This is a genomic window from Campylobacter sp. RM12640 (assembly GCF_020137595.1).
GTDB lineage: Bacteria > Campylobacterota > Campylobacteria > Campylobacterales > Campylobacteraceae > Campylobacter_E.
In genome coordinates this window covers 1-14,596 of sequence record NZ_JACGAU010000012.1, presented here as the reverse complement: position 1 = coordinate 14,596, position 14,596 = coordinate 1, and the positions used below count along the sequence as shown (strand labels likewise).

Genomic DNA, 14,596 nt, shown 5'->3' with positions numbered 1-14,596 from the left:
TATTTGGTATTTTTTCGCACTAGTTTTAAATAAAAAATATAATTAAGTTTGTGCTAAATCAATATATATTTTTAATACTAAAATATAAAAATTACGCTTTTTTAAAGAAATTAATATTGAATTGTTATTAGTTTTTGATAGCAAAATTAGGAATTTAAATTCCTAATCTTTAACTAAGCCTTTTTTTAAATCTCTTATTAAAAATCTAGCAGGATGAAGTGCGTGTTCGTATCTTTTAAACATTCCGCTAGGTGTGTTGTTAAAATAACTAGCAATTAATCTTGCAGATGTTATCGCACTAGATAAACCCCTTGAACCATGAGCTGTATTTATAAAAATCCTACTTCTTGGAGAATTTACTTGCGGTTTATGTTTATCAAATTGTAAAGATTTATAAAGATTTTTATATTTTTCTTCATTAAAATAAGCTCCAACAATAGGAAATCTATCTGAAGAATAACTTCTATAACCAACCCTATTACCTATTACTAAATCACTAAAATCAGCTTTAAAAATTTCTTTAAAATTATTTATATTAATATCATCATATTCTTTACTTGCTTCAGCAATTAAGTTTCTATCATAAGTAGCACCTAGTAAAATAATCCCATCTTTTGCTCCAGTTATATAAGCTTTTGAGCTAATTGGGTGCTTATATTTAATTTTATTTTTTAGCCAAGTTGCCTGACCTCTTACTACTGATAATGGTAAATTACTAAAGATTTCTTTAGAATATGCACCACTAGCAAATATTACAGCATCAAAAATCATAATCTTATTATCAAAATCAAGCTCAACTCTATCATAAAATTCTCTAAAACTATTTAGTTTATAATTTAAAAATATCCTAGTATTGGATTTTGCAAAAATTTTAGGAACTAATTTACAGGGTTCTAATGTCCCACCATCTTTTAAATATGCAAAATCAAAATGTAATTTAATTAATGGATTATCCTTTTGTAGTTTAAATCTTTCTCTTAATTCATCAGTATATGCGTGCTCTAATATCCCTTCTAAGCTATAGCCTAATTTTTTATAAAATTTTGAACTATGCCAAAACGAAAACTGACTAAATTCTCCTAACAAACTTGATGGATTTTGAATTAATGCTGTTAATAACCCTATTTTATTTCCGCTTCCTTCGTTTGCTAAAGTATGGCTTTGCTCAAATACACTAATAGTTTTACCTAACTTTGATAGCTCATAAGCTATTGTAGCGCCTGCAATACCACCACCAATAATTGCTATATTATTAACTTCTAAATAGTTTTTATGAAAATATCCTTCTATATCATCTTGCAAATCTTTATGTTTTAATATAGCAAGAGTGCTTTCTCTTTTTATTCCCAAATTAATATCGTGTATTTCAAATCCTAATTCAATTAAAGATTTTTTAAAATCAGAATTTGAACTATAACTAACCAATTTACCAGTTAATTTTAATAGCTTTTTGACATATTTTAAAGTCTCTTTAGAAAACATTTCTTTATTTTTATTAGGAGAAAAACCATCAGCATATACAACATCAGCTAAAAAATCTAAATCTTTTAAAGCAATATTTACATCTTGAAATACTAAGTCAAGAACAACACCATCAAATTCTATTCTATAAATTCCATCTTTACAAGGTGGGTAATCATTAATAAAATTATTATTTAACTCTATACCAAATTTATTACAAAAATATCTTATATCATCAATACTTTGGTAATAATTTTCAATCGCTACATAATGGAGTTTTATGCCTAAATCAATAGCTCTTTTTGCACTTAAAAAGAAATTTAAACCCAATCCAAAACCAAGTTCTAAAATGGTTAATTTATTAAATGCGTTACTAAAAGCATTATCTATATAAATTCCATTTCTTTCTTTTAAAGGTTCTTTTATGTTGTAATAAAAATCATCAAAATCTAAAGAAAAAATCTCATCATTTTTTAAAATCCAATTCGCCTTTTTCATAAAACTTCCTTATTTGTTTTTAACAAAATAACTCTCAATTCCATTTACAATACCATTTACCAAATAATCCTGATAAGCACTATCTGCGATATTTTTACCTTCAATAGGATGTGATATATAGCCAACTTCAATCAAAACAGCAGGCATTAAAGCACCAACTAAAACCCAAAAAGGAGCTTCTTTTACTCCACCATCTCGCTTTAAATATCCCTTAGGTATATTATTTAAAATACCACCTTGTATATCAATAGCTAACTTATTAGATGAAATAATTTTTTCTCTATTTAAAAAATTCAAAAAAGTTTGTTTAGAAAAATAATTCATCTCTTCAATATCACTTTTATTTTCTATTGCAGCTGCGTTTTTACTTCTTTCGCTTCTAGCTGGAGAGAGAAAATATGTCTCAATTCCATATATTTTATCAAATTTTGTCTTATCCCCGATAGAATTTGCGTGAATACTTATAAATAAATCACTTTTTTTATCATTTGCCATTTTAGTTCTATCTCTTAGATTTATATAAACATCTTTTTTTCTTGTTAAAAATACTTTATACCCTTTGTTCTTTAGAGCTTTTTCTAATTTTAGAACTATTGATAGAGTAATGTTTTTCTCATATCTGCCAAAAGCAGTTGCACCTACATCTTTTCCACCATGACCTGCGTCTAAAGTAATTAATAAATTTGATTTTTTAAATCCAACTTCAACTTTTTCACTAATCTCATCGGTGCTTACTTCTAGAGAATTATTATTTATATTAAAAAATATTTTTTTAGTATTCTTAGAGTATAAAACCACTCTTACCTTTTTAGGATTAAATTGTAAAACACTAATAGAGTATGTTTTAAAATCATAATTTTTCCTACCACCATTTAAAACTGCGTCAAATTCTAAGATTTGATTGTTGCTATAGCTAAAAGTTTTAATATCATCATTTGATAAAGAGTTGTTTAAAGTCAATAAAACCCCATTATCTTTTTTAACGGCTTTTGTAATTGTTATAGGTTTTTTGTTTTTATCATTTGTAATATTATTTGTAGCATTATCATTACTATCTAGCTTCGTATTTATATTACTTTCTTGTTTGTTTTTATCGTTAGTAGTAGCATTTTTTACATTATTATTTACTTTAGTATTATTATCTAATTCTTTTTTATCTTCAACTAAAGATTTTTTTATTTGAGTAGTATTTTCTTGCTTATTTTGCTCTTGCAAATTACCATCTATAGTAATGAGTAAAACATTATTATCAATCTTATAATCTAATTTCAAATCAGATTTTGACCTTAATACAAATCTTACTTTTTCCGGATTAAATTGAACCAAACTTATTTCATAATTTTTATCTATGAAATTTTGTTTTCCTATATCTAAAGCAGCATTAAATTCCAATATTTTATTTTTTAATTCTTTTGTATTATAGATAATACTTTTTATATTATTATCAAAATCTCCTTTTAATGATATTTCTATTGTGTTATTTGCCTTATTAATTTTAGTTATATAAGTTTTTTTTACTTCTTCTTGTTTTGTTTCTGGCTTATTTTGACTATTTATATTTTTAGAATTTAAAGTATTTGTTGTAGTTTTAGTATTTTGTGTTTTGGTATTTTGAGTATTAATTGATTTTTGCTCTTTAGCTATATCTTTAGTCTTTTTTGCATCAGTATTATTTATGTTATTAAATGAAATCTTATTAGGATTAATACCTAAATCTTGTAATTCTTTTTGATATGTAGATGAGTCAAGTTTTAATGTTTTTGAACTTAAAATAATTCTTTTTAAAACTTCTTTTTTGGTATCAATATCATCAGAAATTATACTTTTAATATATATAGTTTTTAATCTCTGATGAATTGCTAATTGTTCTGTTTTGCTAGATAATAAAAAACTCTTATCAAAATTAACAAATTCTTCATTTAAACTACTAGCAAACAAAACAACGCTTAGTAATAATAGTAAGATTTTATTCATCTTCACCATTAACTAATTTTTCAATCAACTCTTTAACACTAATTAACTTATTTAATCTATATCCATTAGCACCTGTAAAAAATAATCCACTTTCCTTTTTTCCACTATAAGCATCATAAAGTCTTTCGGCAATACAATATCCTACCTTTTTAGCGCCCCTACCACGCTCACATGGTGCAACGCAATTTGCTATACAAGAAATTTTAGGAGCAGTGCCTTCTTCTATCATTTTTTGAAGGTTTGTTCTAATACCACGAGCAGGATAGCCAACAGGACTTTTTAGCAATTCTATATCTTCTTTTTTAGCATCTAATAATACTTGTTTAAATTCAAGTGCAGCATCACATTCATAAGTTCCTATAAATCTTGTTCCCATTTGAACCCCATTTGCACCTAAACTAATAGCATTTAAAATGTCATTTTTATTCCAAATTCCACCAGCTGCAATTAAAGGAATATTATCTCCCCATTCATTAAGCTCAGCTCTTACTTCAGGAATTAATTTTTCTAATTGGTAATTTGGGTCTATACATTGCTCGTATGTAAATCCTTGATGACCACCACTTAAAGGCCCTTCAAGAACAACTGCATCAGGCAATCTATCGTATCTTTGAGTCCATCTTTTACAAATTATTTTAAGAGCTTTTGCTGATGATACAATAGGAATTAATGCAACATCAGGAAAGTCTTTAGTAAATTCTGGCAAATTTGTAGGTAATCCTGCACCACTAATAATTGCATTAAAACCGACATTGCAAGCGTCTTTTACTATTCTTTCATATTCGTTTGACGCGTGCATTATATTACAGCCTAATGGTGAGTCACTACAAATTTTTCTAGCATTAGTAATTACAGCATTAAGTCCTTTTGTAGAATAAAAATTCTCACTTCCATAAGGTTTGCCATTTAGTTCTTTGTTAATATGTGCTCTATTTTCATAAAACCCAGTTCCAACCGAACTAATAATACCTAAAGCTCCATTTAAACTAACATTACCAGCTAATTTATCCCAACTTATTCCAAGTCCCATACCTCCTTGAAATACCGGCACTTTTAATGTAAAATTTCTTATTTTTAATTCTGGTAAGCTCATTATTATCCTTTTATTATTACTTTTGCAAATTTTCTTTTTCCAACTTGAATTATAAATTCACCATTGCTTAATTTTAGTTGCTCATCGCTAATTTTTTCTCCATTAACACTTACAGAATTAGCTTTTATAGCTCTTCTTGCTTCACTGCCTGAACTTGCCAAATTAGTATCTTGCATTAGTTTTATAATCCATTGTTCTTCATTAAAATTAAACTCCGCAATATCACTTGGAATTTCATTTTTACTATGAATATTATCAAACTCATTTTTCGCATTAATTGCTAAATCTTTACCCCAAAATCTCTCAACTATTTCTAAAGCCAAATTTTCTTTAGCAACCTTTGGATGTAGAGTATTGTTTTTAATATTGTCAAAAATATCATTAATTTCTTTTGTTGTCTTAAAGCTTAAAAGATTGTAATATTCTTTCATTAATTCATCACTTATACTAAGTAATTTTGCATACATAGAATTCGGTTCTTCACTAACTCCGATATAATTACCCAAACTCTTACTCATTTTATTAACACCATCAAGACCTACTAAAAGTGGTAACATTATAATACCTTGTTCTTTACCTGTATTATAAGTTCTTTGTAATGTTCTTCCCATCAATAAATTAAATTTTTGGTCAGTTCCACCCATTTCAATATCACATTTTAATGCAACGCTATCATAACCTTGTAAAAGTGGGTATAAAAATTCGCTAATTGATATAGGGCTTTGTTCTTTAAATCTTTTCGTAAAATCATCTCGCTCAAGCATTCTAGCTACACTAAAAGTTGATGTAAGTTCAACTATGCCAACTGCTCCTAAAGCATTAAGCCAAGTTGAATTAAATTTTAATTCAGTTTTTTCTTTATCTAAAATTTTAAAAACTTGCTCTTCATAAGTTTTTGCATTTTTTAAAACTTCTTCCTTGCTTAATTGTTTTCTAGTAGCACTTTTGCCTGTTGGATCACCTATTTGAGCAGTGAAATCTCCTATTAAAAATTGAACTATAGCACCATGATTTTGTAAAAATCTCATTTTGTTTAAAATAACACTATGACCTAAATGTAAATCAGGTGCAGTTGGGTCAAACCCAGCTTTTACATAAAATACTTCGCCCTTTTCATAGTAATTTTTAATCAAATTCTTAATTTTTTCTAAATCAATAAATTCTGATACACCGCGTTCTAAATCATTATAAATTTCATTCAAATTCATCTTTATCCTTTATTCACTATAAGCGTCTTTTAATGATATAAACTCATAGATTTTACATTTTGTTTTGATTTTTTCTTTTGCTATTTCTATATTTTGATTATCAGGTACTTCAAAAACTATTTCAAAATACTCCAATAAACTATCAGCATTTTTTGTAATATTAATACTATTAACATTGATTTGTAGTTTTAGTAATTCTGTTAATAATGCTAGTAATGTGCCTTTTTTATTCTCTAAAGAAAAAATCATTTTATAATTTTTAGGAGCATGCTTAGACCATTTAATTAGCACCATTTCTTCTTTAGAATCTTCCATTAATTTACTTGCTCTTTCACATAATTTATTATGAATTGTAACAGAATGATTATGTTTAAAAGCAACTATATCATCACCTCTTTTTGGGTTACAACAATAATCAAAATCCACATTATTTATTTTGTAGTTTGAATATACAACAAGATTTTCTATTCTTTGTTTTTTTAAATCATAATTTTTAACTAGCCAAATTCTTTTTGAATATTTTTTAAGACTATCTATAACCTTACTTAAAGTAATATTATCTGTAGTGCATTTTTTAACATTTTTTGATAATTTTTCATTTGCAATCCAAGTATTTATTTTATCTTCATCAGCACTAAAAATAGTTTGCAAAATTCTTAACCCAGCTTTTTGGTCTATACTTGAAATTCTTTGCTTGCAATGTGATTTAATCATAGCTTTGGCTCTAGCAGTAACCACACTATCAAGCCAAGAACATCTTGGTTTTGCGTTATCATCTATCTCAATTCTTACAATATCCCCATTTTTAAGACTTGTAAGCAATGGAGATTTTACTCTGTTTATATAAGCGTGACTTGCTTTAAGACCAATTTGTGAATGAACTTCAAAAGCAAAATCAAGAGCAGTCGAACCTCTAGGTAATGTAAAAATCTCTCCTTTAGGGGAATATACTGCAATATCTTCAACATATAAACTATCTTTTGCGTATTCATAAAATGCCAAATCATTGTCTTTTTCTTCTAAAGAACTATTGGTTGCTATATCATTTACCCAATCAGCTTTATAGTCTTCTTTATCATTTTTATATTTCCAATGTGCTGCAATTCCAAGTTCTGCAGTTTCGTGCATTTTATATGTTCTAATTTGTGCTTCTATTATTGATTGTGCGTCAAATAAAGTAGTATGGATTGTTTGGTAACCATTTTGCTTAGGTAAGGCAATATAGTCTTTAAATCTTGAAGCAAGTGGATTAAAATGCACATGTAAAAGCCCTAAAACTATATAACAATCTTTAACATCTTTTACTAAAATTCTAATCCCCAATAAATCAAGCACTTCTTCAATACTAACGCCTTTTCTTTGCATTTTTAAAAAAATAGAATATACATGTTTTATTCTTTTTTCTATTTTAAAATCTACATCTTCAATATATCCGTTATCACGCATTAAATTAATTATTTTTTCAATAAAATCATTTAATGTTAATTGTAATTGCACATTATTTGCCTTTAAATAATCTGCTATTTCTTTAAATTCTACTGGCATTAAATATTTAAAACTTAAATCTTCTAAGTAATTTTTAATACTAGAAATTCCTAACCTATGTGCAATTGGTGCATATACCATTAGAGTTTCTTCAGCTATTCTTTTTTGTTTTGCTTCTCTTAACGCATCAAGAGTTAGCATATTATGCAATCTATCACATAATTTAACAAGCAATACCCTACTATCTTCAATGCTAACCATTAACATATTTCTAAAAGTCATTGCTGATTTTCTAAGTTTTTCGTTTGATTCTGAACTAGCTAAATTATCTCCCCTAATCTCAACTATTTTAGTCATACCTTCAACTAAAATACCCACAGAATGTCCGAACATTTTTACAAGTTCTTCCTGAGTGCATTCGGTATCTTCTACAACATCGTGCAAAAGTGCTGCTAAAATCATACTTTCATCTTTTGAAAAGAAAGCTACAAAACACGCAACTAAAATAGGATGAATAGAATAAGGTTCTCCACTTTTTCTAAATTGTCCTTCATGTGATTTTATACAAAAATCTAAAGCTTTTTCAAGCATAGGAGTGCTTGAAAAAAGTGAATACAATAATTCCCGTGCTTTATTTAAATCATTACAATGTTTAATGTCTTCTAATAATGTTTCAAAACTTAGAATATTTTTCATTTTTTTATTCGTTTATTACACCATCAAATATAATTTTTTCTTCAGCAACTTCTAACATTGCTATATCAGTAAATTTCATTTTTCCTTTTTCAACTTTTACTAAAGGTTCAGCACCATCACTTAATTCTCTAGCTCTTTTAGCTACTATTAAAGATAGAATATATCTATCATTTCCTACTTTTTCTAATGCTTTTGCTGCTACTTGTTCAGTTCTCATTTTATTCCTTTTAATTAATTTTTTACGATTGAGCAATTGCTAAAATCATCTTTAATAATTTTTAAAATATTACCTTCTTCAAACATATTGCAAACTACTATTGGTAATTTATTATCCTTAGCAAGTGCTATTGCTGTATCGTCCATTACCTTAATATCATCGCCCATAGCAAGTTCGTAACTTAATTCATTATATCTTTTTGCATCTTCAAATTTCATAGGGTCTTTATCATATACACCATTAACTTTTGTTGCTTTAATAATCATTTCAGCATTAATTTCAATAGCTCTTAAAACTGCTGCAGTATCAGTAGTAAAAAATGGATTACCTGTTCCTGCTGCAAAAATTACAACTCTACCTTTTTCTAAATGTCTTTGCGCTCTTCTCATAATATAAGTTTCGCAAAAAGCTTCCATTTGAATAGCACTCTGAACTCTTACACTAATTCCACAACCTTCTAACGCTTCTTGCATAGCAATTGAGTTTATCACGGTAGATAACATTCCCATATGATCGCCACTAACACGCTTAATTATCCCATCTTTAGCAGCACTAACTCCACGAATAATATTACCGCCACCGATAACAATTCCTACTTGAGTCCCAGCATCTACTAATTGTTTAATTTGTCCTGCAATAAACTTTAAAATATGAGTATCTATTCCAAAGCCTTGCTTTCCAGCCAAAGCTTCACCTGAAAACTTAATTAAAATTCTTTTAGCCATAATGATTTCTCCTTAATTGATAAACGCGATACTACAAAAAAATTTTTAACGCTTAAACTCAAGTAAGAATTTTTCAATCTGATATCTATCTCTATAAGCAGGGCTCATTAAATGAATTAAACAATCTCCTAAATCAAGAACACTCCAATCATCAGTGCATTCTTCATAATAAACTTTACTATTATGTTTTTTTAACAATTCTTTAATATCTTCAATTATTGCAAAAGATTGTTTAGTAGAAATCATAGTTGCAATAATTACTTCATCTACAAAATATTCACTTCCTTTAATATTAATCAACTCAACATTCTCTGCTTTTTTTTCATCTAAAAGCTTAATAATATCTTCATTTCTATTCATTACTTTCCTTTATAAAATTCTTTTACTTCATCTTTAATTTTAGGATTTACTTTTTCCAAAATCAAATTATTTCTTATAAAACTTGAAGAAATATCTTCATTTATTTCAAGTCTTAAATAATTATCTGGTATAAAAATATTATCCCTACTAGCTATAACAAAAACGACATTTTTAGATAATTCATCAAAATTATGCCATTTATGTAAAGTTTTTAAATGATCAGCCCCTATTATAAAATAAATTAAGCTAGAATTTAGTAAATTTTTAAAATACATAACACTCTTAAAACTAGGAACTGGCTCATTTTGAGATATTTCATAATCACTTATTAATAATTTATCACTTTCAACAAACACGCTCTTTAGCCATTTTAATCTAAGTTCTGGACTAGCATTAAAATTATTTTTAAATAAACTAATATATGTTGGCAATATTATTAATTTATCAATATCTAATGTATCTAAAGCTGCTTTTACTACTTTTTCATGACCTAAATGAACTGGGTCAAAACTACCACCAAAAATTGCTATTTTCAAAATCTCTTAACCTTTTTTTATTAGTATTATCTCAAATTTTTTAAATAAAGGGTTAAAAATGGGAGTAAATGTAGCGATTAATGGATTTGGTAGGATTGGTAGATGTCTTAGTAGAATAATTCTTAATGAAAACAAAATGAATTTAGTAGCAATAAATTGCTCGTGGGATATGAAAAGTATTAAATACCTTCTAAAATACGATAGTGTTCATGGGAATTTCAATCAAGAAATTGACAATGATGGAGAAGATATTTTAATAGTAGGAAATAAAAGAATTCAAATAATTAGAAGTAGAGAAATTGAAAATATTGATTTTGCTAAATATGGAGCTAGTTTAGTTTTTGAATGCACGGGAGCATTTTTAACACAAGAAAAAACTAAAGCATATTTAGACAATGGTATTAAACAAGTAATTATGTCAGCACCACCAAAAGATAATACACCTATGTTTGTAATGGATGTAAATCACACTAAATATAACGGCGAAGCTATTATTTCAAATGCAAGTTGCACAACAAACTGCCTTGCACCAATGGCAAAAGTTTTAGATGAAAATTTCGGTATTAAAAAAGCTTTAATGAATACAATTCACGCATATACAGCAACTCAAGAACTATGTGATACAAAATGCCCTAAAGACATTAGAAGGGGTCGCGCAGCAGCACTAAATCTAGTCCCATCAAGCACAGGTGCAGCAAAATCAATAGGTAAAGTTATACCTAACCTTTTAGGTAAAGTTGATGGTCAAAGTGTTAGAACTAGCTTAGCAAATGTATCAATGCTTGATTTAACTTTATTGTTAGATAAAAAAACTACAAAAGATGAAATAAATGAAACTTTTATAAAAGCAAGTAAAACAATGAATGAAATTCTAGCAATTGATTACGATTGCTGCGTTTCAAGTGATTTTTGCACTAGCACTTATGGATGTATATTTGTCCCTGATTTAACTCAAATAATTGATGAAGATTTTGTAAAAGTTCTAGCTTGGTATGATAATGAATACGGATATTCATATCAATTAAATAGATTAGCTCAATATATTAGTAAGGAGAAATAATATGCCTTTAATTTCCATAAAAGATGTAGATTTAGTAAACAAATGTGTTTTTATTAGATGTGATTTTAATGTCCCACAAGATGAATTTGGAAACATTAGTGATGATAGAAGAATAAAATCTGCAATTCCAACTATTAAATATTGCCTTGACAATGATGCTAGAGTGATTCTTGCAAGTCATTTGGGTAGACCAAAAGAAATAAGTGATAAATATTCTTTAAAGCCAGTTGCAAAAAGATTATCAAAACTTCTTGGAACTGAAGTTATAATGGCAAACGATATAATCGGAGAAGACGCTCAAAACAAAGCTAAAAACTTAAAAAAAGGTGAAATTTTACTACTAGAGAATTTAAGATTTATAAAAGGTGAAACAAAAAACGATGAAGATTTGGCTAAGAGTTTAGCTTCAATGTGTGATGTGTATTGTAATGATGCTTTTGGAGTTTGTCATAGAGCACATTCAAGTGTAGAAGCAATTACTAGATTTGCAAAAGAGATATGTGCTGGGTTTTTATTGCAAAAAGAATTTAATTTCGCACAAGATTTATTAAAATCTCCTGCTAGACCTTTTGTTGCTGTTGTTGGTGGTAGTAAAGTTAGTGGAAAATTACAAGCTTTACACAATCTACTTCCTAAAGTTGATAAGATAATAATTGGTGGCGGAATGGCTTTTACTTTCCTTAAAGCAAACGGATTAAATATAGGAAATTCAATTGTAGAAGAAGAGCTAATTGAAGATGCTAAACAAATTATGCAAACTGCAAAAGAACTAGGCGTTAAATTATATTTACCTGTTGATGTTCTTGCTGCACAAAGCTTTTCAAATGATAGTGTAGTAAAAAAAGTAAGCGTTCAAGAAATACCAAATGGTTGGATGGGGCTTGATATTGGACCTGCTAGCTCAATTTTATTTAAAGAAATTTTAAGTGACGCTCAAACTATATGGTGGAATGGACCTATGGGAGTATTTGAGTTTGATAAATTCTCAAAAGGTAGCTTTAAAATGAGCCATTATATAAGCGATTCTTATGCTACTAGCGTTGCTGGTGGTGGAGACACTGCTGATGTTATTAATCGTGCAGGAGATGCTGATGATTTTAGTTTTATCTCTACTGGCGGTGGTGCTAGTTTAGAACTAATTGAAGGTAAAGAATTACCTGCTATAAAACCACTTATATTAAAGGAAGAATATTAATGATAATTGCCGCAAATTTTAAATGTAATCATACTAGAAAAGGTTTTGCTGAATACGCTAAAAAACTTAATGCTTATTTAAGATTTAGTGATTTTACTAATCTTGAAGTAATTGTAGCTCCAAGTGCAACTTCATTTATTGATAGTGAATTTAGTTTCATTCAAGCTGCCCAAAATATATATCCAACTCATAGTGGAGCTTTTACTGGAGAAATTGGACTAGATCATTTGCTAGAATTTGGAATTAAAACAATTATTTTAGGACATTGTGAAAGAAGAAATTTAGGCGAAACAGATGAATTTCTGGCAAAAAAATTTGAATTTTGCGCTGAAAATGATTTAAAAATTATTTATTGCATAGGAGAAGATTACTCTACTTACGAACAAAATAAAAGCATAGATTTTTTAAACAAACAACTAAATAAAATAGATTTACAATATGATAAATTAATATTAGCTTATGAGCCAATTTATAGTATTGGTAAAAGTGCTGCAAAATTAGAAGATATTGAAAATATTATGAGCTTTTTACGCTCAAAAACTAAGCAAAGTATTTTATATGGTGGTAGTGTAAATTCTAGCAATATCGCTGATATTAAAAGACTTTGCGATGGAGTTTTGGTAGGTGGAGCTAGTCTTAATGTAGATGGTTTTATAGACTTAATCAATGCCGCAATAAGAGGTTAATATGATAGGCCTAATCGGTGGGATGAGCTATGCTAGTACAATAACTTATTATAAATTAATAAATGAATTTAGCCAAGCTCATCACAATTCTTTATCTCGTGCAAAGATTTTAATATCAAGCGTAGATTTTGATGAGATTGAAGAGCTTCAACACAATAACGAATGGCAAAAAGCAGGAGAATTATTAAATAAGGAAGCAAAAAGATTAGAAAAGGCTGGAGCAAACATAATTGCACTTTGTACAAATACTATGCATAAAATTGCAAATGATTTGCAAAAAGATTTAAAAGCTAGATTTATTCATATAGCCCATTCAAGCCTTAAAGAATTAAATCATAATAATATAAAAAATATTTTATTACTAGGCACTAAATACACTATGCAAGAAGACTTTTATAAAAAAGAGTTAAAAGGAATAAATGTAATTACCCCAAATAATAGTGATATAAATACTATTAATGATATTATTTTCAATGAACTTTGCTTTAATGTTATCAAACAAAATAGTAAAGAAACTTTCATAAATATTATAAATAAACATAATATTGAAGGAATTTTATTAGCTTGCACTGAAATTGCACTATTAATTAACGAAAATGATTTTAAAAATATAAAAGTCTTTGATACAACATATATTCATGCAAAAGATATATTTTTGCAGTCTTTAGAGTAAAATGACAAGAGTTGTAGTAAAACCAATAGATAAAAATAAATTTGAATTAGCTTTTGAATATAAATATGAAAGCAAAAATCAAACCATCATAATACCAAAGGGATTTGTTACAAATGGAGCAAATATACCTAGAATATTTTGGAGTTTCTTTCCACCAAATTCTCCAGAATACTTATCAGCAGTAGTAATTCATGATTTTTTATGTCTTCAAGCTAAAAAAAGTAAAAAATACCAAGACGCTGTTTTAGCTGATGAAATTTTTAAAGAAGCTCTTAGAACTTTACAAGTGGCAAATTACAAAATTAAAATATTTTATTTTTCTTGTAAAATATATCACTTATATAAAAAATACTTAGGATTTTATAGGTAATAAAATATTAAATACAAAAACTACATACTATAATTCAATAGTTTTCATTCGTTAAAATTTTAATACTTAAGTAAATAATATAAATCAAGATTTAATATAAAAGTTCTGATTTGCTTATGTAGTCGTAGTTTTAGCAATATTAAAAAAATTATTGTGTTATAAATTGTGCTAAATTGTGCCAAACAATCTAAAAAAATAATTTTTGTAAAGATTAAAGTTTTCAATACAAAACATAAATCCATCAAAAAAAAGCAAAAATATTTTTTAGAAAAATTAGAATTTTTAAAAAAATCCTAAAGAATTGTCTAAAAACCTAGCACAAATCGGCGAAAACACTTATTTTTAAAGTTAAAAACCAT

14 protein-coding genes are annotated in these 14,596 nt (G+C 27.4%); 5 read left to right on the top strand and 9 right to left on the bottom strand.

Going from position 1 to position 14,596, the window contains the following annotated elements:
• Positions 1-162: 162 nt before the first annotated feature.
• From mnmC to nadD, 9 genes are read right to left on the bottom strand one after another with little or no spacing between them, the layout of a single operon-like run.
• On the bottom strand, positions 163-1,959 hold the full coding sequence (gene mnmC, locus AVBRAN12640_RS05795; RefSeq protein ID WP_336608560.1) for a bifunctional tRNA (5-methylaminomethyl-2-thiouridine)(34)-methyltransferase MnmD/FAD-dependent 5-carboxymethylaminomethyl-2-thiouridine(34) oxidoreductase MnmC: 1,797 nt from the start codon (positions 1,957-1,959) through the stop codon (positions 163-165).
• Positions 1,960-1,968: 9 nt separating this feature from the next.
• The gene (locus AVBRAN12640_RS05790; RefSeq protein WP_336608561.1) at positions 1,969-3,933 is read right to left on the bottom strand and encodes an N-acetylmuramoyl-L-alanine amidase family protein; all 1,965 of its coding nucleotides are present in this window, start codon (positions 3,931-3,933) and stop codon (positions 1,969-1,971) included.
• On the bottom strand, positions 3,926-5,026 hold the full coding sequence (locus tag AVBRAN12640_RS05785; protein WP_336608562.1) for a nitronate monooxygenase family protein: 1,101 nt from the start codon (positions 5,024-5,026) through the stop codon (positions 3,926-3,928). Before AVBRAN12640_RS05785 ends, AVBRAN12640_RS05790 begins: the two co-directional genes overlap by 8 nt.
• Positions 5,027-5,028: 2 nt before the next feature.
• Entirely contained in the window at positions 5,029-6,234 is a 1,206-nt protein-coding gene (tyrS, locus tag AVBRAN12640_RS05780) for a tyrosine--tRNA ligase (protein WP_214120370.1), read from the bottom strand.
• A gap of 9 nt (positions 6,235-6,243) precedes the next feature.
• Entirely contained in the window at positions 6,244-8,415 is a 2,172-nt protein-coding gene (locus AVBRAN12640_RS05775; RefSeq protein ID WP_214117575.1) for a RelA/SpoT family protein, read from the bottom strand.
• Positions 8,416-8,419: 4 nt separating this feature from the next.
• Positions 8,420-8,632, bottom strand: a complete 213-nt coding sequence (locus tag AVBRAN12640_RS05770; protein WP_214117576.1) for a DNA-directed RNA polymerase subunit omega — start codon at positions 8,630-8,632, stop codon at positions 8,420-8,422.
• Positions 8,633-8,646: 14 nt separating this feature from the next.
• Positions 8,647-9,357 (bottom strand): UMP kinase, encoded by a 711-nt coding sequence (gene pyrH, locus AVBRAN12640_RS05765; protein ID WP_250325143.1) that lies wholly within the window; start codon positions 9,355-9,357, stop codon positions 8,647-8,649.
• Positions 9,358-9,402: 45 nt separating this feature from the next.
• Positions 9,403-9,717 (bottom strand): ribosome silencing factor, encoded by a 315-nt coding sequence (gene rsfS, locus AVBRAN12640_RS05760; protein WP_214117577.1) that lies wholly within the window; start codon positions 9,715-9,717, stop codon positions 9,403-9,405.
• Positions 9,717-10,253: a nicotinate (nicotinamide) nucleotide adenylyltransferase gene (nadD, locus tag AVBRAN12640_RS05755; RefSeq protein WP_214117578.1), complete on the bottom strand. Its 537-nt coding sequence runs from the start codon at positions 10,251-10,253 to the stop codon at positions 9,717-9,719. Before nadD ends, rsfS begins: the two co-directional genes overlap by 1 nt.
• A 58-nt stretch (positions 10,254-10,311) precedes the next feature.
• On the opposite strand from nadD, the gene gap reads away from it, so the two are divergent.
• The 5 genes from gap to AVBRAN12640_RS05730 are packed head-to-tail and all read left to right on the top strand — an operon-like array spanning position 10,312 to position 14,237.
• Positions 10,312-11,313, top strand: a complete 1,002-nt coding sequence (gene gap / locus AVBRAN12640_RS05750; RefSeq protein ID WP_214117579.1) for a type I glyceraldehyde-3-phosphate dehydrogenase — start codon at positions 10,312-10,314, stop codon at positions 11,311-11,313.
• A 1-nt stretch (position 11,314) separates the two neighbouring features.
• Entirely contained in the window at positions 11,315-12,508 is a 1,194-nt protein-coding gene (locus AVBRAN12640_RS05745) for a phosphoglycerate kinase (protein ID WP_214150312.1), read from the top strand.
• Positions 12,508-13,194, top strand: a complete 687-nt coding sequence (locus AVBRAN12640_RS05740) for a triose-phosphate isomerase (protein WP_214117581.1) — start codon at positions 12,508-12,510, stop codon at positions 13,192-13,194. The genes AVBRAN12640_RS05745 and AVBRAN12640_RS05740 overlap by 1 nt, the downstream gene beginning before the upstream one ends.
• Before the next feature lies 1 nt (position 13,195).
• Positions 13,196-13,867 (top strand): aspartate/glutamate racemase family protein, encoded by a 672-nt coding sequence (locus tag AVBRAN12640_RS05735; RefSeq protein ID WP_214117582.1) that lies wholly within the window; start codon positions 13,196-13,198, stop codon positions 13,865-13,867.
• Position 13,868: 1 nt separating this feature from the next.
• On the top strand, positions 13,869-14,237 hold the full coding sequence (locus AVBRAN12640_RS05730; RefSeq protein WP_214117583.1) for a DUF1353 domain-containing protein: 369 nt from the start codon (positions 13,869-13,871) through the stop codon (positions 14,235-14,237).
• Positions 14,238-14,596 lie beyond the last annotated feature (359 nt).

Bases quoted from the DNA above. Each gene is read 5' to 3' on its own strand.
- mnmC (WP_336608560.1), bottom strand. From the start codon at position 1,959: ATGAAAAAGGCGAATTGGATTTTAAAAAATGATGAGATTTTTTCTTTA.
- AVBRAN12640_RS05790 (WP_336608561.1), bottom strand. From the start codon at position 3,933: ATGAATAAAATCTTACTATTATTACTAAGCGTTGTTTTGTTTGCTAGT.
- AVBRAN12640_RS05785 (WP_336608562.1), bottom strand. From the start codon at position 5,026: ATGAGCTTACCAGAATTAAAAATAAGAAATTTTACATTAAAAGTGCCG.
- tyrS (WP_214120370.1), bottom strand. From the start codon at position 6,234: ATGAATTTGAATGAAATTTATAATGATTTAGAACGCGGTGTATCAGAA.
- AVBRAN12640_RS05775 (WP_214117575.1), bottom strand. From the start codon at position 8,415: ATGAAAAATATTCTAAGTTTTGAAACATTATTAGAAGACATTAAACAT.
- AVBRAN12640_RS05770 (WP_214117576.1), bottom strand. From the start codon at position 8,632: ATGAGAACTGAACAAGTAGCAGCAAAAGCATTAGAAAAAGTAGGAAAT.
- pyrH (WP_250325143.1), bottom strand. From the start codon at position 9,357: ATGGCTAAAAGAATTTTAATTAAGTTTTCAGGTGAAGCTTTGGCTGGA.
- rsfS (WP_214117577.1), bottom strand. From the start codon at position 9,717: ATGAATAGAAATGAAGATATTATTAAGCTTTTAGATGAAAAAAAAGCA.
- gap (WP_214117579.1), top strand. From the start codon at position 10,312: ATGGGAGTAAATGTAGCGATTAATGGATTTGGTAGGATTGGTAGATGT.
- AVBRAN12640_RS05745 (WP_214150312.1), top strand. From the start codon at position 11,315: ATGCCTTTAATTTCCATAAAAGATGTAGATTTAGTAAACAAATGTGTT.
- AVBRAN12640_RS05740 (WP_214117581.1), top strand. From the start codon at position 12,508: ATGATAATTGCCGCAAATTTTAAATGTAATCATACTAGAAAAGGTTTT.
- AVBRAN12640_RS05735 (WP_214117582.1), top strand. From the start codon at position 13,196: ATGATAGGCCTAATCGGTGGGATGAGCTATGCTAGTACAATAACTTAT.
- AVBRAN12640_RS05730 (WP_214117583.1), top strand. From the start codon at position 13,869: ATGACAAGAGTTGTAGTAAAACCAATAGATAAAAATAAATTTGAATTA.